Below are 19,621 nucleotides of genomic sequence, written 5' to 3'. Positions count from 1 at the left end.
AAGCTCAAAGCGATGCGACCGAGATCTGCGTGACGAGCAGCATCAGAAGGGCACAGGCCATCAGACCAGCGATGATCAGCATCAACTCCTTCATCATATAGCGATACACTCAAGCCCCTCCTTTCTCCTGGATGGCTTACCAACGGGAATCATGTGGGAATCCGACGCAGGGGTTTTGAGACGCGTCTCATGCACAACATCGTGAACGCGCCGAGAATGGGCACCGGGGCTTGCCGCAAACGTGCCCCACTGCGACGCTAGTTTGAGAACACTCGGTCGGGGCGTATAGGCATTGCAAGGAGCTCACTGATGGTCGCCAGATTGATCGTCCAGACCCTCATCTGGTTCGGGATCATGGGAGCCGTTCTCTTCGCCTCGGCCGGAACCTTCGCCTGGCCGGCCGCGTGGATTTACCTCGCCATCATGCTGGCACTTTCGCTGGTCACCGGGCTGCTGCTGGCCTGGCACGATCCGGCACTGCTCAAGGAGCGATTGTCGGCGCCCATCCAGAAGGACCAGCCGAAGGCCGACAAGGTGCTCCTCACCGTGCTTCTCCTCTTCCTGTTCGGCGCCTTCGCCTTCATGGCGCTCGATGCCGCTCGATTCGAGTGGTCGGCGGTACCACCATGGGCACAGGCCGCCGGGGCGCTGCTGCTCGTTCTTTCCATCGGCTTCAACTATCGGGTTCTGCGCGAAAACAGCTTCGCCGCACCGGTGGTGAAGGTGCAGAGCGAGCGTGGACAGAGGGTGATCACCACCGGCCCCTATCGTTATGTCCGCCATCCTCTCTACAGCGGCAGCCTGCTTTTCGTCGCCGGCACGTCGCTGTTGCTCGGCTCCTGGTGGGGGCTGCTGGCTGCATTGGGGCTCGCGGCCCTGCTCGCCATCCGCGTCGGCATCGAGGAAAAGGCGCTCCGCGCCGGCCTTGCGGGATACGACGAATATGCGGAACGGGTGCGCTATCGGCTCATTCCGTTCGTGTGGTGACGAACGTCAGGAACGTTCCCGTCCGCAAGTCGCCAGGACCCGCCGCGCCCATTCATCGTTGACTCCGCAGACGATCAGGGCAGAATAATTCCTTTCTGCGTCACCACTTTACAGAAGGGACGCCTACGATGACGATCGCAAGGAAACTCCAGAACTATATCGAGACCGAGGGCATCGACTACGACACCGTCCCTCACAACCGTACCGCAACGACCAGCCAGACGGCTGAGGCCGCCCATGTTCCTGGCAACAGGTTGGCCAAATCCGTGGTCGTACACCACGAGATGGGCTATGTGCTCGCCGTCGTACCGGCCACGCACCGGGTCGAGCTCTCGACGCTGCAGGATGTCATGAACCGGCGTCTGGGCCTCGCCTCGGAGGAGGAGGTCAGCACGCTCTTTAACGATTGCGAGATCGGCGCGGTACCGCCCATCGGATCGGCCTATGGCGTCCCTGTCATCCTCGACGAGAGCCTCGACAAGGCCAACGACGTCTATTTCGAGGGTGGCGACCATAGAACGCTGGTGCACATGAGCGGCACCAGCTTCCGCAATCTGACGAGAGATGCGCAGGTGGCCCGCTTCAGCCATCCCGGCTGAAGTGGGTCGAGTTTACGGGTTCTCCGAGGCATCGCGGGCAAATGTTGCCGCGGTGTCTCGTGACGCGACGCTGCACTTCCTGCAGGTACAGGAAAGACTCTAAGCGGCCGAGTCATGGAGCAATCACGGCGGTGACCCTGCCAGACGGATCGAGGCGGCACCGGATTCGCGCCTGGCGGACTTCGACGCCGTGTTGACCTCGATAGTCTATGCTCACCGCAAGCGGAGCCGTGAGCGCACCGCTCCGATGCCGCAGCAGGGAACCGGCGCTTGCCGCACGCACCTGCAGGGCGCCAAGCGGCGACGCAGCCGACGCGATTGCCCGACGGCAGACGCGGACCACGGCAGGTGGGGTACCCGGAATCGCTGCAAGCGACAACGGGAATCGCAAGGGGTAACCCCATTCGCCTCGCTCGTGTTGGGCGCGCTTCGCCTTCAACGGCCAAAGGATCCGCGGCAGGACGATGGGTCGTGCGCTCGTTGCGGGAGCGAAGCGGATGATCGTAGTGGCACTGCCACGCCCCGAGGTCCCTGCGGCCCAACCACCTGAAGCATTCCCCCGAGCAGCGGACGCTCCCCCAACGCTGGACAACCCGCCTGTCGAACCGGCACCGGCCGAAACTCCGCCATTGGCACGCCCGACATTGCCGGCCACGCCAGCGCTCGATCCCCCGTTCGTACCGAGCGAAGCCCCAGCTTTCGCACCGCCCACTCCGTTGACATTCGCTCCAAACCCTGCCGAGATGCCTTTGCTGCCGATCGCGGCTCCAGCCTTTGCTCCACCTACTCCGTTGACATCCGCACCGATCCCGGCCGAGGTCCCCTTTTTGCCGGCCGAGGCTCCGGCTTTTGCTCCGCCCACTTTGTCGACGTCCGCGCCGATCCCTGCCGAGGCGCCCTTCTTGCCAAGCCCCACACTGGTGCTGACCCCGACGGGGCCGACTTTGGCGCCGCCACGGATGTCAAGAGCCGAAGCGGGGCCGATTGCAACTGCGATCAAGAATGTGGCTGCTAAGTACTTGCGCATCACCAGGTTCCTCATCTGGGCCTAAGCAGCCCTCTGAAATGCATTCTACTTCTCTACCAGCGCCCAGGCATCGGCGACCGCTTAGGAAGCAACTCGTCGGGGAGCGCGACCGTCATCGATCGCCTTGGCTTGCGGACCTCCACCCTGCGGATTCCCCGCGATTCCGGTTCGCGGACCGATCGGGCGGCCGTCCGTGCAATGGCCTTTGCGCCGTGACTGGCGCGATTACCGGCGCCCACCTTCGGTACACGCTCGATAGCCGTCATCCGGCGTTCATTTTCCCTCCCTGCCGCTGGCAGATCGCGATTCTTCGTCCGATCCCGCTCGTCGTCCAACGCCTCCCGCCGCTCCGATGGGATCCGGCTCAGTTCGTCCTTTGCCGCATCGCGTTCCCGGCGAGCAGTATCGAGATCGCGCGCGAGCTTCCTTCCCTTCTCGACCTCCAATGCGAGCGCTTCGCCAGCCCGCCTTGCCGCCGCCTCGGCAGCCTTCTGAGCCTCAGCCGCGGCGGCCCGCTCTGACACGGCCAGCTTGGCGCGGGCCTCCAGGGCAGCGGCCGATTGGCGCACCACGCGCTCGTCCTCCAATGCCTCGTTCTGAGCCGCTGAAGCCCGGCTCAACGCTTCCCTTGCAGCGTCGCGTTCCCGGCGAGCAGTGTCGATATCGCGCACGAACTTCCTTCCCTTCTCGACCTCCAAGGCGAGCGCTTCGCCAGCACGCCTTGCCGCAGCCTCGGCAGCCTTCTGAGCCTCAGCCGCGGCGGCCCGCTCTGTCGCAGCCAGATTAGCGCGGGCCTCCAGGGCGGCGGTCGATTGGCGCACTACGCGCTCGTCCTCTAACGTCTTGTTCTGAGCCGCTGAGACCCGGCTCAATTCCTCCCTTGCCGCGTCGCGTTCCTGGCGAGCGGCATGAAGATCACGCGCGATCTCCCTTACCTTCTCGACCTCCGAAGGCGAGTGCTTCGCCAGCCCGCGTTGCGGCGGCCTCGGCAGCCTTTTGAGCCTCAGCCGCGGTGGCCCGCTCTGTCGCGGCCAGCTTGGCGCTGGCGTCCAGGGCGGCGATCGACTGGCGGGCGGCGGCAAGATCGGCTTCGTAGGTTGCAAGCTTTTGCCGTTCCTCATCGACCGCGCGTCTCGCATCAGCCAAGGATACCTCCGCAGCGTGTCGCGCTCTGAGCGCGGCAGCCTTCGATCGAATTGCTCCAGCGGCTTTGGCCCGCCAATCCTGCATCTCGCGCAATGCCGCCGTCAGATCGCGCGCAAGCCCTTCGGCTCGTTGGCGCTGCCCTTCAAGAGCTCGCCCTTGTTCAGCCGTCAGATCGGCCGCTCTTCGCGCCTGAGAGCCGGCCTCGGCGGCGGTGCGCCGCATCGCATCAAGGTCTCTCCTGGCCGCGGCCAGATCCCGGCGGAGCGTTTCCTCACGGTCATCAGCAACCGTTTGCGCAGCGTTCTTGATTGCGGCGACTTCCCCGCGCGCCGCGAGGAGCTTCTGCTCCAGCGCGGCGCCCTTGGCGCGTTCGCGCGCAGCCATCTCATGAGCCTCGTTGACCGCAGCTTCCGCGGCCTCCCTCGCTCGCACCACCGCATTCGCTGCCTGCTCGCGTTGAATGCTCATCGCTTTGAGATCGGCCCGCGCGGCACTGAGTTCCTGCGTCAGGGTGGCACGCAGTTGACGCTCCGCAGCGTGATCCCGCTTGTATTGGAATGCATCGTTTTGTGCGGCCTGCCGCGCGGCGCGTGATTCTGCGCGAGCAGCTTCGAGATCCTTGCGCCCGGCCGCCAGGTTACGAAGTAGAGCGTCTGCCCTGAACCGTTCTCGTTCCAGAGCTTGCAATAGCTCCGTCGCCGGCTCTACCCTGCGCTGTTGTTCCGCTGGCGGGCGCCCCTCGACACGTTTGGTCGCGCGCGATGACTGCACGTCGGAAGCCGGCGTTCGTCGGTGGACAGTCGTGACTGGGCGTTCTTGGCTGCCGCTTCTGGCTTGCAAGCGATCGGCTATCAGCTTCGCCAGTTCACTCGCTCGTAGACCCGCCGCTGGCAGACGCCCGATTTCCGGAAGTTCCAGCGTTCCGGCTGTCCCGATCGTAAAAGTGTCGTTAAGCAGCGTCGCCTCGACGACACCGCCAAGCAAGGCATGCCATCCCGAAACGCGTATTTCGACCATGTCTTGCGGGGCGAGCCTGTCGTCAGTTGCTGTTTGATCTTTTGCGGGAGTTCCAAGCAGCATAAAGAGGCAGAACGGGATCAAACGGAGCGTAGCCCTAAAGGAGGCCTCCCGAGCGCGATAGCATGGAGCTGCCGTGGTTCGTCCGTCGCCACAGGGGGATGTAGCGCTCTCGCCCGTCGCCTCGGACGTTTTTGCAAGAGCCATCGTATACCCCTCCGGTCATGCGCCACTGGCACGAAAGCTATACGTGCGCAGCGCTGATGATTCTCAAGCATAACGTTCAGATTACCAAAGCCAGTCCGCAGCGGTGAGCTTCAAATGAGGCTAGGGCCTATCCCCAATTTTGATTAACTCGCCGCCATCACCTGACTGCGATACCTCGTTAGGCTTAAGTTATGAGCGCTTTTCGTTCGATCCTTACGCAGGGAGGAGGCCCGCCTCAAAGTACAGCGACCTTTGTGCGTCTGAAGAGACGCACGGCGCTGTAGGCATGGCAGATAGGTCAATAAAACTGCCTCAAAGGCAACGTAATAGCCAAGGAGGCAAAATAGCGTGGCAATAACACTTGGAAATGGCGCACCCGAAGAGATTCGAACTCCTGACCCCCAGATTCGTAGTCTGGTGCTCTATCCAGCTGAGCTACGGGTGCGTGCCTGAAGCGGTGACCACCGCTTGCGTGGCGATCCTCTAAAGGGTCCTTTCGGGGATTGCAAGCGCCTTTCGGCAAAAAACTTCATTTTTGCAACGGCGGCGGATGGGCCGCAAACGCCGTGCGGCAGCACCCCCGCCGCAACGGAGAATTCAGGAGCGCCCTTTGGCGCGGAAGGCGTCGAGCCGCACCGGGCGGTCCGGCAGCTCGATGCGAAACAGCGTGCCGGGGGTCGGTTTTTCGACGAGCGCGATGGTGCCGCCATGGGCGAGCACCAGTTCGCGGGCGATCGCCAGGCCGAGCCCGGTGCCGCCGGAGCGTGCCGAACCGCGGAAGGCGGCGAAAAGGTTTTCTCGCGCTTTGGCCGGCATGCCGGGGCCGGTATCTTCGATCGAGATCGTCACGACGCTGCCCGTGCGGACAGCGGAGACGGAAATCATCCTCGAGCGGCCGTCCTCGGGCTGATGGTTCGCCAGCGCCTGAACGGCATTGCGGCAGATATTGTGAACGACGCGGAAAAGCTGCTCGCTGTCCGCATCGACCATGATCTCGTCGCGGATCTGGACATCGAATTCAATGCCGCTCTGGCGATCGACTGCCAAGAGTTCGCCGACATCCTGGACAAGCGGGCGGAGTGCCACGAAGCGGCGGTGCGGTTCGGCCTCGGCTGTGCGCCCATAAGAGAGCACCTCCTGCGTGTAACCGACGGCGCGGTCGATGGTTCTGAGCAGCGTCGGCGCGAAGCGCTTGACCACCGGATCGTCGACATCGGCCAGCCGGTCCGAAATGAGCTGCGCCGAGGACAGGATGTTGCGCATGTCGTGGTTGATCTTCGAAACGGCGAGGCCGAGCTCGGCGAGGCTCTTCTGCTGCTTCAAGGTCTTCTGCAATTCGCGCTGCATACTGGCGAGGTGCTGACCGGCGACCGCGAGTTCGTCCCCGCCGTCCGGCGGCACAAGGACGCGTTCCGGACTGGAGGGCTCGTCGGAAAATTCCTGCATGCTCGCCGTCAAGCGCTTGATCGGCACGATCAGCATGCGGTTGATGGCGAGGAAGATCAGTGCCGCGGTGATCAGCGAAATGACGATCGACAGCAGGAAGACGTTACGCGAGTAGACGAGCATGGCCTTGCGCAGGCTCGCATCCTTCATCACCAGCTCGATCGTCGCATCGCTCTCGCCGAGCGGCCCATAGACGCGCATGATGCGGTTGCCGCCGAAAAGCAGCGTATCGAAAGCGTCGCGGATCGCGCCGAGGGCGCTGAAATTGGCAATGTCGTACTCGCCGTCGATCGCCGGAGGCATGTCGACGGTCGCGATCATCCGCGAGGCGTCCTTGCGGCGGATGACGATCGCCTTGGTGCCGGTTGCCATCAGGGTCTCGCGCTGCACGGGGCGCGGCAGCTCTATATTCTGCAGCCCGTCGACGACGACCGCAGCGGCAGCCACGGTGTTCAGCCGGTCCTCTAGCCAGCGGAGCCGCATATTGGCGACGGACGGTACGAAGATCAGCACCTCCGCCAGCATGACGAAAGCGATCGTCAGCAGCAGGAGCTTGCCGGAGAGCCCGCGCAGAAATCCGACGGCCGCTCGCGGCGGCGCACCTTCATTGGCCGGACGTGCGTCTTCTACCATCACCAGTGACTATTCCTTGCCCTCAGCCGAAACACCGCAATAAGCGGATCGCAGAGCGAACGAAACGATTTCGCGCCATTGGAGAATAATAGGAGATCGCCGCCTGTTTTCCAATCTCGGATAGGGTGGGATAGGGCGCGACATAGTCGCGAAAATTCTTGAGCGTCAGCCGGTTGGCAATGGCAAAGGACCAGAGATTGATCATCTCGCCTGCGCCGGCACCGGCGATACCGGCACCAAGAATCCGCCCGCCTCGGCCGACCACGATCTTGACCATTCCCCGCCCCAGGCCATCGGTTCGGGCCCGATCGTTTCCCGACAGGTCCCAGCGAACCAGTTCGATTGCGTCGAAGCTTGCGCGTGCCTCGTCTTCGGTCGGGCCGACCTGGGCAATTTCCGGGTCCGTGAAGGTGACCCGCGGCACGATGGCCCGGACCTCGCGCGACGGCAGACGGAAGAGGATCTGCTGCAGGACGAGCCGGGCGTGGTAACTCGCCGCATGTGTGAACTGCAGACCCCCGGCCGCATCGCCGATCACATAGACGCGGCGGTTGCTCGTACGCAGGTCCGCGCCGACGTGGATCCGCTCCGCATCGTGACGAATGCCGGCCGCGCCGAGGTCGAGCGCGCCATAATTGGCAACGCGGCCTGTAGCCAGCAACAGCTCGCTGCCCTCGATATCGAACCGCCCGCTTTGATGTTCGCAGTGCAGCCGGACCCCATCGTCATCACGCTCGACCGAGCGAATGACGGTGCCTTCGTGAAGGACGGTGCCTTCGGACCGCACCGCATCGAGGACGACCGCTTTCAGTTCCGGATCCTCCTTCGAAAGCGCAGACGCCCTCTCGACGACCGTGACGCGGGCTCCCAATCGGCAATGGGCCTGGGCCATTTCGAGCCCGAATGGTCCACCGCCGACGACGACGAGATGTCGTGGCACGGGCATGACCTCGAACAGCGATTCGTTGGTAAGGTAAGGCGTCTCCGCCAATCCCGCGATCGGCGGAATGGCGGGTGAGGAACCCGTGGCGATGACGAAACGCCGGGCCCGTATGAGATGATCGCCAGCGGCGACGGTCCGGTCATCGACGAAACGGGCTGATCCCTGGATGACCTCTACGCCGAGCCCCAAGAAGCGCTCGATGGAATCATGCGGCGCGATACCCTCGATCACCGAGCGGATGCGAGCCTGCAGCCTTTCGCCGTCGATGAAGGGTTCCGCCGCCACCAGGCCGAACTCGCCGGCCTGGCGCATCGCCTGTGCCTGCCTGGCCGCCGCGATCAGGGCCTTCGACGGCACGCAGCCATAGTTCAGGCAATCGCCGCCCATCTTACCCTGTTCGACAAGAACGACGGATACACCGAAAGCGGCCGCACCGGCGGCAGCCGACAGGCCGGCCGCACCGCCGCCGATCACGCAGATGTCCGGTTTGAGTATGTTCCCCACGCCACCGCCCTTTTCGCCGTCAGCCTTGTCGACGTGACTTTATTACCCTGTAGGCCAGAGGCAATGTCGCAATCACTGCCAGCGCGAGAAGAGCCAGCGAAATTTCCTTGGTGGCAAAATCCGAAAGCGACAGTGCGTGACCGCTCTCGCCGGCGCGCGCGATCACGTCATCGAGTTCGCAGCCCAGCCACGCATAGGCAAAGGTTGCTGGAACGATGCCGAGAAGAGTGGCGGCGACGAAGGTGCGCAGCTTCACGTCGAAGAAAGCGGGCGCGATATTGACGATGAAGAATGGAAAGATCGGCGCCAGCCGCAAGACCAACAAATAAAGGAACGCATTGCGCCGAAACCCTTCCGCGAGACGCTCCACGAAGCGTCCGGCACGCCGACGCAAGAGATCGCCGAGCACGCCGCGCGCAGCGACAAACAACAGGCTCGAGCCCAAGGTAGCGGCAAGCACCGTGATCGTGCCGCCAAGGAAGGGGCCGAACAGAAATCCGGCAGCAATCGTCAGAACCGATGCCGCGGGGATCGAGAGGACCACCGCCGCGACATAGACAAAAAGAAAGCCAGGCCGGAGCGGACGGGATAGGCATCGACATGAATGCTCAGCGCCTCCTGATGATGGACGAGCGCCGACAGCGAAACATGGTTCTGCAGCCCGAGGGCGTAGCACGCAACTCCGCCCGCGATCAGCAGCGCAAGCGGCACGGCCCGCCAGAGCGACCGGCTCTCTCCCGATGTGCCATCCTTCTGGCCCAGACGGGCGCGCAGGGCCGTTTCTTCTTCCGCCCTGTTGCTGACACCATGGCTCATGAACTTTGCTTTCGGCGTGACTTACTCCTTGATTTAGAAGGACTCCGGGCCGCCGACCAGTAAAGAATGGTCGCGCCCTTAAACGACAGCGTGAACGGACGGCAATGACAACTCACGTTGCCGTGAGACAGGAAAGCCCGCCGGCGGCTGCCGGCGGGCTCCTTGGCGTCGATTGGCTCTAGCCGCTCTGGCGGCTCAGAACTCTTCCCAATCGCTGCGGGCCGCGGCGGCCGAACCGCCGCCGAAGGCGCGGGCAACCGTTCCCATCATGCGGCGGGCGGGCGATGCGACCGGGCGGCTCATCTCCCTTGCAGGCGTGATTGCCCGGGCCGGCTCGCGATCGACCTTGAAATAGGTGATGAGGGTGGCAAGACCGTTGGCTTCGGCGGAGAGCTTGTGCGTCGCTGCATTCGCTTCTTCGACCATGGCGGCATTGCGCTGGGTCACCTGATCCATCTGGTTGATGGCGGTGCTCACCTCGCCCAGCCCCGTCGACTGCTCGCGCGCGGCGGTGGCGATCGAATGGATGTGGTCGTTGATCTTCAGCACGCGCGTCTCGATCTCGTCGAGGGCGGCTCCAGTCGCCTGCACCAGCTTGACGCCGGTCGCCACCTCGCTGCCGGATTTCGAGATGAGCGCCTTGATGTCCTTGGCGGCGCTGGCGGCGCGCTGGGCGAGTTCACGGACCTCCTGCGCGACGACGGCGAAACCCTTGCCGGCGTCACCGGCGCGCGCCGCCTCGACGCCCGCGTTCAGCGCCAGCAGGTTCGTCTGGAAGGCAATCTCGTCGATGACGTTGGTGATCTGACCGATCTCGCTCGAGGCCTGCTCGATGCGACCCATCGCGTCGATGGCGTTGCGGACGACGGAGGCGGATTCGGCGGCATTTTCCTTCGCTTCCGTCACCATCAGAGTCGCTTCGTGCGCCCGCTCGGTCGAGCTGCGCACCGCGGCGGTGATCTCGTCGAGGGCGGCGGAGGTTTGCTCGAGCGCGGCGGCCTGCTGCTCGGTACGCTTCGACAGGTCGTCGGCGGCCGAGCGCAATTCGGATGCGTTGCCGTTGATCGAATCGGTCGTCGAGCGCACTTCGCGCATGGTCTTCTGCAGGGTCGAGAACGTCTCGTTGACATTCTCCTGCAGTTCGGCGAAGGCGCCCTGGAAGTGGCCTTCCATGCTCTGCGTCAGATCGCCTGCCGCAAGGCTCGCGACCACCCGCCGCGTTTCGGCGATGCCACTGTCGACGCTGCCGACGAGCTCGTTGACGCTCGCGGCGAAGCGGTTCAGATCGTCGTTGTCGTAATCCTTGCCGATCCGCTGGGTGAAGTCGCCGGCGGCGGCGGCCGCGACGACGATGCCGATGCTCGACTGCAGGTCAGCGCTCTTTTCGCGCAGCGCCGTTTCCTGGGCATTGAGCTCGCGCACCGCAAGCCCGTTCCGCTTGAAGACTTCGACGGCCGCCGCCATGTCGCCGATCTCGTCCTTGCGCCCGGCAAAGGGCACGTCGACCGAGAGCTCGCCGCCGGCCAACAGCTTCATCCTGCCGGTCAGGTCGACGATCGGCTGGCTGAGATGGTTGGTGCCGATGTAGAAGGCTGCGCCGATACCGGCAGCCATGCCGAGGCCGGCAATGCCGAGGACGATGAGGACGACTGCGCTTTCGAAGGCGGCGATGCCGTTGGTGATGGCTTGAAGGGATTCGCGGTCGGCATCGACGACGACGTCGATCTCCGCCTGGAACGCCTTGCGGTTGGCACGATTGGCCTCATTGTTGCCCTGCTCGTTGGCTGCCTGCGGCGACACCTCGCGGCCGAGGCGAGCGGTTTCCGTTCGGAACGCCTTGAATTCATCGGCGCGTTTGGCCACAGCGTCGAAGGCCGCAAGCCTGTCGGCCGGGACCAGCGGGCGCCATTCCTTCAAAAGCGCGTCGATCTTGTCGAGGTTCTTGATGATGCCCTCGGCGAAGGGCGTGGCCTTCTCGATCGTCGACGCGGCGTAAACCCCGCGCGATTCCATGACGACGGCGGTAACCAGACGATTGAGGCGCTCGCCCTTGAAGCTTCGTTCGGAGGCGTTCTGGAATTGCCCGAGCTCGTCGTTGTACTTGGATACGATCAGCAGGGACATGCCGGTGATGGCGATTGCCAACAGGCTCATGATGCCGACGATCAGATAAATCTTTCCGCGAATTCTCATTTTTCCTGCTCCCCTCCCTGTTGCTCGCGCTTGGCGGGCACAGGCGCACGGTATACACTCATTAGTTAATTCTAAAATGCGTGTGGTTAAAAAAGGGCTCATGACTTCGCTGAAATTTGGCTGAGCGCGATACCGGCCTCCCCGGAGCCGCGTCTTTGGTCGGCCCCCTGCAAGAACGCGGCGGGAATTGACTTTCTTGGGCATTTGTCCTTATAAGCCGCGCACGTCCGGTCAAGCTGCCCGAAAGGCGGAGCTGTGCCCGGTAACGTAAACGCTCTTGCAATTTGCAAACCCAAGAAGGGCCGCACACCGCGGTATTAAATAAATGAAGCGTACCTACCAACCGTCCAAGCTTGTTCGCAAGCGCCGTCACGGCTTCCGTGCACGCATGTCCACCAAGGGTGGCCAGAAGGTTCTCGCAGCCCGCCGGGCTCGTGGCCGCAAGCGTCTTTCGGCCTGAGCTGAAGCTGCCCGAAAGCATTGTTTGGGCACATGACGTCAGAAAAAGACAAGATCACTGTCGGACGGCTGAAAAGCCGTCCGCAGTTTTTGGCCGTCAGGGCCGGAGAAGCCCGAAAAGGGCCGCACTTCCTCCTTGAAGTGCTTGACCGCAACGATCCGGAAGGCGAAGCCCGCGTTGGCTTCACCGTTACCAAGAAACACGGCAATGCCGTCGAGCGAAACCGGATGCGCCGACGCCTCAAAGAAGCCGTGCGGCTTTCCGCCGGGTTTGCAATGAAACCCGGACACGACTATGTGATTGTCGCCCGACGCGATCTCCTGAACGTGCCTTTTGACGCATTGACCCGCGCCTTGCAGGATCGCATCGAAAACAAGCCGAAACCGAAGCGGCCGCCGGCCGGTTCCAGGAAACCATGATGGAAAACAACCGCAATTATTTCGTGGCGATAGCGCTCTCGGTGCTGATCCTCGTCGCTTGGCAGTTCTTCTATGTCAATCCAAGGATGGAAAAGGACCGGATTGCTGCGGAAAAAGCCCAGCAGACACAGCAGGCACAGCCCCAGCAGGGCGGCCAGCAGGCCACGCCCGGCCAGGGGCTGCCCGGTGGCGTGGTCCCCGGCGAAAACCGCGACCAGGCCGTCGCCAAGTCTGCGCGTGTCGCGATCGACACGCCGGCGCTTTCCGGTTCCATCAACCTGACCGGTGCACGCTTCGACGACCTGAAGCTCAAGGATTACCGCGAGACGGTCGATCCGAAGAGCCCGGTCATCACGCTCTTCAGCCCAGCGGAAACCGCGGACGGTTATTTTACCGAGATCGGCTATATCGGCGGCGACGCGACCGGCTCCGTACCCGGCCCGCAGACCGTCTGGACGCTTTCGGGCGGCGACAAGCTGACGCCTGCAACGCCGGTCACCCTCACCTACACGAACGACAAGGGCATCACCTTCGCCCGGACGATCTCCGTCGACGAGCATTACATGTTCCAGATCGTCGACAGCATCAAGAACGGGACCTCCGCTCCGGTCTCGCTTTCCTCCTACGGCCGCGTCACGCGCTTCAACAAGCCGACGACGCCGAGCATCTATGTGCTTCACGAAGGCTTCATCGGGGTCGCAGGCGACAACGGCCTGCAGGAGGTCGGCTACTCGAAAGTTGAAGACGACCAGCCGGTCGAACCGGGCAAGTCGACGGGCGGCTGGCTGGGTATCACCGACAAGTACTGGGCCGCGACGATCGTCCCGCCGCAGGAGACGCCCTTCGATATCCGCTTCTCGCATTTCGCCGACGGCCGCCCACGTTACCAGAGCGATTACAAGAGCGATGCCATCACGGTCGCGCCGGGCCAATCCGCGGAGGTCAAGAACCTCGTCTTCGCCGGCGCCAAGGAAGTGCCGGTCGTCGATAATTACGAAGTGGCCTACGCGATCCCGAACTTCGACAAGCTGATCGACTGGGGCTGGTTCTACTTCATCACCAAGCCGATGTTCAAAATGATGGATTTCTTCTTCCGTCTGTTCGGCAATTTCGGCATCGCGATCCTGATCACCACGATCGTCGTCAAGCTGATCTTCTTCCCCCTCGCCAACAAGCAATATGCCTCGATGGCGAACATGAAAAAGGTCCAGCCCAAGATGGAGGAGCTGAAGAAGAAGTTCGGCGACGACCGCATGGGGCTACAGCAGGCGATGATGCAGCTCTACAAGGACGAGAAGATCAACCCGCTGGCCGGCTGCTGGCCGATCGTGATCCAGATTCCGGTTTTCTTCGCGCTCTACAAGGTGATCTACGTCACCATCGAGATGCGCCACGCGCCGTTCTTCGGCTGGATCAGGGACCTTTCCGCTCCCGATCCGACGACGATCGTCAACCTCTTCGGCCTGCTGCCGTTCGACGGACCGGCCTTCCTGCATCTCGGCGTCTGGCCGATCGTCATGGGCATCACCATGTTCCTGCAGATGCGCATGAACCCGACGCCGCCGGATCCGACCCAGGCGATGCTGTTCACCTGGATGCCGCTGGTCTTCACCTTCATGCTGGCGTCGTTCCCGGCGGGTCTGGTGATCTACTGGGCCTGGAACAACACCCTGTCGATCGCCCAGCAGTCGATCATCATGAAGCGCCAGGGCGTAAGGATCGAGCTTTTCGACAATTTGAAGTCGCTCTTCGCGAAGAGACCGAAGCCGGCGGAATAGCTCGCACCTTCGCTCCTTCCGCAGCCATTGGGGCCCCGGATCAAAGGTGATCCGGGGCCTTTCCTTTTGATGGAACGGCAACTAGCAGGGACGCCACCAGGCGCGGCCGCGCTTGACAAGCGGGCCTAAAAGCCTGATGCCGGCCCGGCAAAAAGGAACGTCAGGACATGTCCGGTAACAACAATCAGAACGCCTCCAGTGTCTTCGGCCGGCCGTGGATCTTCATCCGCGGCGTGCCGGCGATGAAGTTCCTGCCGCCGGAGGGGCCGACGGAGATCGCCTTCGCCGGACGCTCCAATGTCGGCAAGTCGTCGCTGATCAATGCGCTCGTCGGCCACAGGGGCCTCGCCCGCACCTCCAACACGCCCGGACGCACCCAGGAACTCAACTATTTCGTGCCGGACGGCTATTCCGGCGAGGCGGACGACCTGCCGCCGATGGCGCTCGTCGACATGCCGGGCTACGGCTACGCCCAGGCGCCGAAAGAACAGGTCGATGCCTGGACGAAGCTCGTCTTCGACTATCTGCGCGGCCGCTCGACGCTGAAGCGCGTCTATGTGCTGATCGACGCCCGCCACGGCATCAAGAAGAACGACGAGGAGGTGCTGTCGCTCCTCGACAAGGCGGCGGTCTCCTATCAGATCGTGCTGACCAAGACCGACAAGATCAAGGCCGCCGGTGTACCGCGGCTGATCGCCGAAACGCTCGACAAGATCAAGAAGCGGCCGGCTGCCTATCCCGAGGTGTTGTCGACGTCCTCGGAAAAGGGCGACGGCATCGAAGAACTGCGCGCTGCGATCGAACACGCCGTTGTGCGCTGAAGCCGGCTTATGCAGCCCCGGAGGCTCTTCGAAAAGAGTCTGTCGCAACTCTTTGAGCCCTGCTCTACCCGGCCGCTCCCGCCGCTCTATTTCTGGCTGGGCGACGGCGGGTGCGCGTCGCCTTAAGGGTCAGAGGAGAGAGAGATGTCCGACTTGATCGTCATCGGTTTCGACGCGCCGGAGGAGGCCGACCGGGTCCTCCTGAAGCTCCACAGCCTGAAGAAGGAATATCTGATCGATCTGGAAGACGCGGTCGTCGTGGTTCGCGACACCGAAGGCAAGGCGCATCTGAAACAGAGCATCAACCTTACCTCAGTCGGCGCAGCCTCGGGCCTCCTGTCAGGCTCGCTCTGGGGCGGCCTGGTCGGGTTGCTTTTCCTGAATCCGCTCGCCGGCTTCGCGATCGGCGGCGCGCTCGGCGCGGGGGCCGGAGCTCTTTCCGGTTCGCTTGCCGATTACGGCATCGACGACGATTTCATCAAGTCGCTCGGCAACACGATCCCGAACAACTCCTCGGCGCTGTTCATCCTGGTGCGCAAGGTGCAGCCGGAAAAGGTTCTGGCCGAACTCACCGGGCTCCGCGGCCGTGTGCTGAAGACCTCGCTTTCGCCGGAACAGGAACAGAAGCTGCAGGCCGCCCTCTCCGAAGCGCAGACGCCCTCGCCGCAGGCCGGGACCTTTTGATCCGCTGCCGTGCATCCTGAGAGCAACACCTTCTCCCGGCTTGCGGGGAGAAGGTCGGTCGCGACTTCAGCGATAACCGGCACTGCCCCGCGCCAGGTACGGGCCGCTAGGCGAACCGGTCGGTGAGCCGCCGCGCGGTTCGACGCTGACGGCAAGGGTCGAGCCTTCGGTGATCTTCGTCCGCATGGCGGGAGGAACCCGGAACTCGCCTTCGCCCGACTGCGGCAGCACGCCGAGCGAAATTGCAGGGTCGTTGCCCCGCAGCAGCCAGAATTCGAGGGATTTCTCCCCGTCCTGGCGCGCCGCAACCGGCGTCAAGCGCAAACGCCCGGAGCCGACGTCGAACAGGGCAACGAAACCTATGGCATTGCCCTGCCCCGCCAGGTCGGCCACGAGCGGCCGGCCGCCCGATCCGCCGCCGAACAACCCCGCCAAGGCGATCACAAGAACCGTGACGGCGGCCACGGAGGCAATGGCGAGACTGCGCCAGAAGGACAAGGAATTCCATAATCCGACGGAGTCGCCGACGCCCGCCTGCAGTTCGAACGCCCGGTGTTCGACGGAAGGCAAGGCGCGCAACGGCGCAATCGTTTCATCGGCGGAGTCGAAGGCGGCGAGATTGTTCCGCCAGCGGAGAACCATCGCCGCGAAGTCTCTGTCCGTCGCCATGCGCGCTTCGACCTGACGGCGGTCTGCGGCGGACAGTACGCCCAGCACGTATTCCCCCGCGATCACCTCGTCGCGACGGGCATCCCCGCTCTCGGGCTTCTGAGTCGTCATCGTTCATTCTCTCTCAGATTGGAGAGATTTCACCGTAGGTTTAGTAGGATCAGCCAAATCACAAATCTCGTCAATCGTATAGGCGACCCGTTTTCGCCATCAACCGACGCCATCCTTGAACGACTTATGTTGCGCCCGGATCATTCCATCCGGCGGAAACTTGCGCTAAACAGCAGCCGGTATTTTTCGAGGGTCCGTCATGTCCGCATCAGAGAGTGAAATCCAGGCACGCCTGCTCGCCCAGGCCCTGCCCTACATGCAGCGCTACGAGAACAAGACGATCGTCGTCAAATATGGCGGCCATGCGATGGGCAATCCCGAACTTGGGCGCGCCTTCGCCAGCGATATCGCGCTGCTGAAACAGTCGGGCGTCAACCCGATCGTTGTGCATGGCGGCGGCCCGCAGATCGGCGCCATGCTCAACAAGATGGGCATTGAATCGAAATTCGAGGGCGGGCTTCGCGTCACCGACGAGAAGACCGTCGAGATCGTCGAGATGGTGCTCGCCGGTTCGATCAACAAGGAGATCGTCGCGCTCATCAACCAGACCGGCGAATGGGCGATCGGCCTTTGCGGCAAGGACGGCAACATGGTCTTCGCGGAAAAGGCGCGAAAGACCATCAAGGACCCGGATTCCAATATCGAGCGCATCCTCGATCTCGGCTTCGTCGGCGAAGTGGTCGAAGTGGACCGTACGCTTCTCGACCTGTTGGCGCGCTCGGAGATGATCCCGGTGATCGCCCCGGTCGCCCCCGGCCGCGACGGCCATACCTACAACATCAACGCCGATACCTTCGCGGGCGCCATCGCCGGCGCGCTCAACGCGACGCGCCTGTTGTTCCTGACCGATGTTCCGGGCGTTCTCGACAAAGAAGGCAATCTCATCAAGGAGCTTTCGGTCGCGCAGGCGCGCGCACTGATCGCCGACGGCACCATTTCCGGCGGCATGATCCCCAAGGTGGAGACCTGCATGGAGGCGATCAAGGCGGGCGTGCAGGGCGTGGTCATCCTCAACGGCAAGACCGCGCATTCGGTGCTGCTCGAGATCTTCACCGAGCGCGGCGCCGGTACGCTGATCGTGCCATGAAGGCAACCCGCTGTGAAAAATTGCCTCTCACCCTAACCCTCTCCAGGCAGGCGGGGAGAGGGGACTGAGGTGCGCGCCGCGAGTCCTTTCTCCCCCGGGGGGAGAAGGTGCCGGCAGGCGGATGAGGGGCCGACCAGAGGGAAAGGCATTCCGATCAGCCTCCACTGGCAGCTACTTCACAGCGCTCCCGTAAACCTTCTCCGCCTCACCCTGCAGCCAGGCGATCATCGCCCGGTAGGGGAACGGCCCGTAACTGACGCGGCCGACGCCGGCGGCGGCAAGAGTGGGGAGATCCGGTGCCCCCGGCTTCATCATGACATTCACCGGCAGAGGTGATGCCGCGCAGAGTCGGGCGACGAGTTCGGCGTCGGCAAGCCCCGGTGCGAAGAACCCGCTGGCGCCCGCTCCCGCATAGGCTTTGGCGCGGGCGATCGCCTCGTTCATCAAGCCGGCATGGCGCGCCGCGTCGCTCTCCTGCAGGAACAGGTCGGTACGGGCATTGATGAAAAGCGGAACGTTCTGGCGTTCCGCCATCTCGCGGATCGCCCGTATGCGGGCCACCTGCTTGTCGATGGGATGGATCCCGCTTTTGCCCACGACCTGATCCTCGAAATTGATACCGATCGCACCGGCATCGATCAGTTGCGCCACATTGGCGGCTCCCTGCGCCGGGTCCTCCGAATAGGCGCCCTCGAAGTCGACCGACAATGGCAGGTCGGTCGCGGCAACGATTTCGCGGGCGATTTCGACCAGCAACTGCAGCGGGATCTTCTGACCGTCGGCAAAGCCATGGGCCGCCGCCACCGACCAGCTTCCGGTGGCAAGCGCCTTGCCGCCGGCCTCGGCCACGCATCGGGCGCTGCCGGCATCCCAGATATTGTAAAGAACGACCGGGTCGCCCTTGCGGTGCAGCGCCGTAAAGGCGCGCGCCCTTTCCTCCTGGTTCATCGAATCTCCTCCGTAAACAGGCCCACAGGTCTCATCTTGCCTTCGTGCCGAAGCAGCCATTGCTTTCGCTCGAGGCCGCCGCCATATCCCGTCAGCGACCCATCCGCGCCGATGCAGCGATGACAGGGGACGACGATCGCGATGCGGTTGGCGCCATTTGCTCTCGCCACGGCACGCACCGCCTCGATGGTAGCGATTTCTCGGGCAATGTCGCTATAGGATCGCGTCTCGCCGATCGGGATTCGCATGAGCCTCGCCCATACCCGGCGCTCGAAGGCAGTGCCATCGAGAGCCAACGGCGTGCGAAATTCGCCCGACTGGCCGGCGAAATAGGCATTGAGTTCCGTAGCGATCTGCTCGATGGGCGCGGTCCTGCCCGGCACGACGGCGGACCGCGCCGTTCGCTTCAGCCTTTCCATCTCGGCCGGCAATGCCTTGCGATCGTGAAATTCGAGCAAATGAAGAAGCGTCTGGTCGGCGACGGCTACCATCGACCCGAGCGGCGTATCGATCCAATCGGCAAAGAGCAGTTCACGGCCTTGCGCCTTCACCGGCGCCTCGCCGATCAGCCTCGCGAAGGCGGCGCGGAAGCCGCTTGGCGATTCGTATCCCGCATCGACCTGCGCTTCAATGACGCTCACCCCGGCGGAAAGCTGACGGGCGGCTTCTCCCATGCGTCGCTGACGGGCAAGGTCGAGAAAGGTAACGCCGAGGCTCCGTTTGAAGGCCCGGCGAACGGTCGAGGGATCAAAGCCGCGCCGCACCAGATCGTCCTCGGTCCAGCGACGGTCAGGGGAGCGATCGAGGAGCTTCAGCAGTTGATCGACGAGCGGCTCCTTTCCGGCAGCCTGGTCCAGCGGCCGGCATCGCTCGCAAGGTCTGAAACCGGAATTGATACAAGCGGCGATGCTGTCGAAAAACAGGGTGTTCTCCCGCTTCGGCTTGCGGGCGGGGCATGAGAGGCGGCAGAAGATGCCGGTGCTCTTCACGCAGGCGAAGGCCTGGCCCTCATAGTCGGAACTGCGGGCCAGGAGCGCATCATAGAGAGTATCGTCGTTCGGCAAATCGAAGAGCATACCGCTTTGTAGCACCGGGCGATCTAGCCGTCCGCCGAAATTCGGGCGTC

General features: G+C 63.3%; 18 protein-coding genes, 1 tRNA gene and 2 pseudogenes. 9 read left to right on the top strand and 12 right to left on the bottom strand.

Going from position 1 to position 19,621, the window contains the following annotated elements:
• Positions 1-309 precede the first annotated feature (309 nt).
• Entirely contained in the window at positions 310-987 is a 678-nt protein-coding gene (locus tag USDA257_RS00435) for a methyltransferase family protein (protein WP_014760891.1), read from the top strand.
• A 128-nt stretch (positions 988-1,115) separates the two neighbouring features.
• Entirely contained in the window at positions 1,116-1,586 is a 471-nt protein-coding gene (locus USDA257_RS00430; RefSeq protein WP_014760890.1) for an aminoacyl-tRNA deacylase, read from the top strand.
• 112 nt (positions 1,587-1,698) lie between these two features.
• Here the strand turns inward: USDA257_RS00430 and USDA257_RS00425 are convergent, their stop codons facing one another.
• From USDA257_RS00425 to USDA257_RS37540, 3 genes are all read right to left on the bottom strand, one after another.
• Positions 1,699-2,613, bottom strand: a complete 915-nt coding sequence (locus USDA257_RS00425; protein ID WP_041413703.1) for a hypothetical protein — start codon at positions 2,611-2,613, stop codon at positions 1,699-1,701.
• Positions 2,614-2,666: 53 nt separating this feature from the next.
• Positions 2,667-3,434 carry a hypothetical protein gene (locus USDA257_RS33155; protein WP_144051880.1) on the bottom strand — a complete coding sequence of 256 codons (768 nt, stop codon included), beginning with the start codon at positions 3,432-3,434 and terminating at the stop codon, positions 2,667-2,669.
• Between the two features lie 94 nt (positions 3,435-3,528).
• Positions 3,529-3,759, bottom strand: coding sequence for a hypothetical protein (locus USDA257_RS37540; protein WP_223843480.1), 231 nt, complete (start codon positions 3,757-3,759; stop codon positions 3,529-3,531).
• Between the two features lie 156 nt (positions 3,760-3,915).
• On the opposite strand from USDA257_RS37540, the gene USDA257_RS37535 reads away from it, so the two are divergent.
• Positions 3,916-4,353: a hypothetical protein gene (locus tag USDA257_RS37535; protein WP_223843479.1), complete on the top strand. Its 438-nt coding sequence runs from the start codon at positions 3,916-3,918 to the stop codon at positions 4,351-4,353.
• Positions 4,354-4,614: 261 nt separating this feature from the next.
• Here the strand turns inward: USDA257_RS37535 and USDA257_RS38260 are convergent.
• From USDA257_RS38260 to USDA257_RS00395, 6 genes and pseudogenes are all read right to left on the bottom strand, one after another.
• Positions 4,615-4,776, bottom strand: a pseudogene (locus USDA257_RS38260) (polysaccharide biosynthesis/export family protein); the annotation flags it as partial.
• A 575-nt stretch (positions 4,777-5,351) separates the two neighbouring features.
• A tRNA-Arg gene (locus USDA257_RS00415) sits at positions 5,352-5,428 on the bottom strand.
• 152 nt (positions 5,429-5,580) lie between these two features.
• Complete coding sequence (locus USDA257_RS00410) at positions 5,581-7,062, bottom strand: sensor histidine kinase (RefSeq protein ID WP_041413701.1); 1,482 nt, start codon at positions 7,060-7,062, stop codon at positions 5,581-5,583.
• 22 nt (positions 7,063-7,084) lie between these two features.
• Positions 7,085-8,509: a dihydrolipoyl dehydrogenase family protein gene (locus tag USDA257_RS00405; protein ID WP_014760887.1), complete on the bottom strand. Its 1,425-nt coding sequence runs from the start codon at positions 8,507-8,509 to the stop codon at positions 7,085-7,087.
• Between the two features lie 19 nt (positions 8,510-8,528).
• A pseudogene (locus tag USDA257_RS00400) lies at positions 8,529-9,325 on the bottom strand (TVP38/TMEM64 family protein).
• A 195-nt stretch (positions 9,326-9,520) separates the two neighbouring features.
• Positions 9,521-11,518 (bottom strand): methyl-accepting chemotaxis protein, encoded by a 1,998-nt coding sequence (locus USDA257_RS00395; protein ID WP_014760885.1) that lies wholly within the window; start codon positions 11,516-11,518, stop codon positions 9,521-9,523.
• 325 nt (positions 11,519-11,843) lie between these two features.
• Between USDA257_RS00395 and rpmH the strand changes: the two genes are divergently transcribed.
• The 5 genes from rpmH to USDA257_RS00375 all read left to right on the top strand — a co-directional run bounded on the left by rpmH (position 11,844) and on the right by USDA257_RS00375 (position 15,680).
• Positions 11,844-11,978, top strand: a complete 135-nt coding sequence (gene rpmH / locus USDA257_RS33305) for a 50S ribosomal protein L34 (RefSeq protein WP_012706673.1) — start codon at positions 11,844-11,846, stop codon at positions 11,976-11,978.
• A 20-nt stretch (positions 11,979-11,998) separates the two neighbouring features.
• Positions 11,999-12,397: a ribonuclease P protein component gene (rnpA, locus tag USDA257_RS00390; RefSeq protein ID WP_041413699.1), complete on the top strand. Its 399-nt coding sequence runs from the start codon at positions 11,999-12,001 to the stop codon at positions 12,395-12,397.
• Positions 12,397-14,175: a membrane protein insertase YidC gene (gene yidC, locus USDA257_RS00385; RefSeq protein WP_174900811.1), complete on the top strand. Its 1,779-nt coding sequence runs from the start codon at positions 12,397-12,399 to the stop codon at positions 14,173-14,175. The genes rnpA and yidC overlap by 1 nt, the downstream gene beginning before the upstream one ends.
• A 167-nt stretch (positions 14,176-14,342) precedes the next feature.
• Entirely contained in the window at positions 14,343-14,996 is a 654-nt protein-coding gene (gene yihA / locus USDA257_RS00380) for a ribosome biogenesis GTP-binding protein YihA/YsxC (RefSeq protein ID WP_014760882.1), read from the top strand.
• Positions 14,997-15,140: 144 nt separating this feature from the next.
• Positions 15,141-15,680, top strand: a complete 540-nt coding sequence (locus USDA257_RS00375; RefSeq protein WP_014760881.1) for a DUF1269 domain-containing protein — start codon at positions 15,141-15,143, stop codon at positions 15,678-15,680.
• Between the two features lie 66 nt (positions 15,681-15,746).
• Here USDA257_RS00375 and USDA257_RS00370 read toward each other — a convergent pair whose 3' ends face one another.
• Complete coding sequence (locus USDA257_RS00370; protein ID WP_014760880.1) at positions 15,747-16,460, bottom strand: anti-sigma factor; 714 nt, start codon at positions 16,458-16,460, stop codon at positions 15,747-15,749.
• A gap of 199 nt (positions 16,461-16,659) precedes the next feature.
• On the opposite strand from USDA257_RS00370, the gene argB reads away from it, so the two are divergent.
• Positions 16,660-17,547, top strand: a complete 888-nt coding sequence (gene argB / locus USDA257_RS00365) for an acetylglutamate kinase (protein ID WP_014327106.1) — start codon at positions 16,660-16,662, stop codon at positions 17,545-17,547.
• 171 nt (positions 17,548-17,718) lie between these two features.
• On the opposite strand, the gene USDA257_RS00360 is transcribed toward argB, so the two are convergent.
• Both USDA257_RS00360 and USDA257_RS00355 read right to left on the bottom strand, forming a co-directional pair.
• The gene (locus USDA257_RS00360) at positions 17,719-18,495 is read right to left on the bottom strand and encodes an isocitrate lyase/PEP mutase family protein (protein ID WP_014760879.1); all 777 of its coding nucleotides are present in this window, start codon (positions 18,493-18,495) and stop codon (positions 17,719-17,721) included.
• Positions 18,492-19,571, bottom strand: a complete 1,080-nt coding sequence (locus tag USDA257_RS00355; protein ID WP_014760878.1) for a bifunctional transcriptional activator/DNA repair enzyme AdaA — start codon at positions 19,569-19,571, stop codon at positions 18,492-18,494. Before USDA257_RS00355 ends, USDA257_RS00360 begins: the two co-directional genes overlap by 4 nt.
• Between the last annotated feature and the right edge of the window lie 50 nt (positions 19,572-19,621).

It is taken from the genome of Sinorhizobium fredii USDA 257 (assembly GCF_000265205.3).
GTDB classification, from domain to species: Bacteria; Pseudomonadota; Alphaproteobacteria; order Rhizobiales; family Rhizobiaceae; genus Sinorhizobium; species Sinorhizobium fredii_B.
This window is presented reverse-complemented; position numbering and strand designations above follow the sequence as displayed.

What these genes read in the sequence shown, in the direction of transcription:
- USDA257_RS00435 (WP_014760891.1), top strand. Translation starts at nt 310, where the DNA reads ATGGTCGCCAGATTGATCGTCCAGACCCTCATCTGGTTCGGGATCATG.
- USDA257_RS00430 (WP_014760890.1), top strand. Translation starts at nt 1,116, where the DNA reads ATGACGATCGCAAGGAAACTCCAGAACTATATCGAGACCGAGGGCATC.
- USDA257_RS00425 (WP_041413703.1), bottom strand. Translation starts at nt 2,613, where the DNA reads ATGCGCAAGTACTTAGCAGCCACATTCTTGATCGCAGTTGCAATCGGC.
- USDA257_RS00410 (WP_041413701.1), bottom strand. Translation starts at nt 7,062, where the DNA reads ATGGTAGAAGACGCACGTCCGGCCAATGAAGGTGCGCCGCCGCGAGCG.
- USDA257_RS00395 (WP_014760885.1), bottom strand. Translation starts at nt 11,518, where the DNA reads ATGAGAATTCGCGGAAAGATTTATCTGATCGTCGGCATCATGAGCCTG.
- rpmH (WP_012706673.1), top strand. Translation starts at nt 11,844, where the DNA reads ATGAAGCGTACCTACCAACCGTCCAAGCTTGTTCGCAAGCGCCGTCAC.
- yidC (WP_174900811.1), top strand. Translation starts at nt 12,397, where the DNA reads ATGGAAAACAACCGCAATTATTTCGTGGCGATAGCGCTCTCGGTGCTG.
- yihA (WP_014760882.1), top strand. Translation starts at nt 14,343, where the DNA reads ATGTCCGGTAACAACAATCAGAACGCCTCCAGTGTCTTCGGCCGGCCG.
- USDA257_RS00375 (WP_014760881.1), top strand. Translation starts at nt 15,141, where the DNA reads ATGTCCGACTTGATCGTCATCGGTTTCGACGCGCCGGAGGAGGCCGAC.
- USDA257_RS00370 (WP_014760880.1), bottom strand. Translation starts at nt 16,460, where the DNA reads ATGACGACTCAGAAGCCCGAGAGCGGGGATGCCCGTCGCGACGAGGTG.
- argB (WP_014327106.1), top strand. Translation starts at nt 16,660, where the DNA reads ATGTCCGCATCAGAGAGTGAAATCCAGGCACGCCTGCTCGCCCAGGCC.
- USDA257_RS00360 (WP_014760879.1), bottom strand. Translation starts at nt 18,495, where the DNA reads ATGAACCAGGAGGAAAGGGCGCGCGCCTTTACGGCGCTGCACCGCAAG.
- USDA257_RS00355 (WP_014760878.1), bottom strand. Translation starts at nt 19,571, where the DNA reads ATGCTCTTCGATTTGCCGAACGACGATACTCTCTATGATGCGCTCCTG.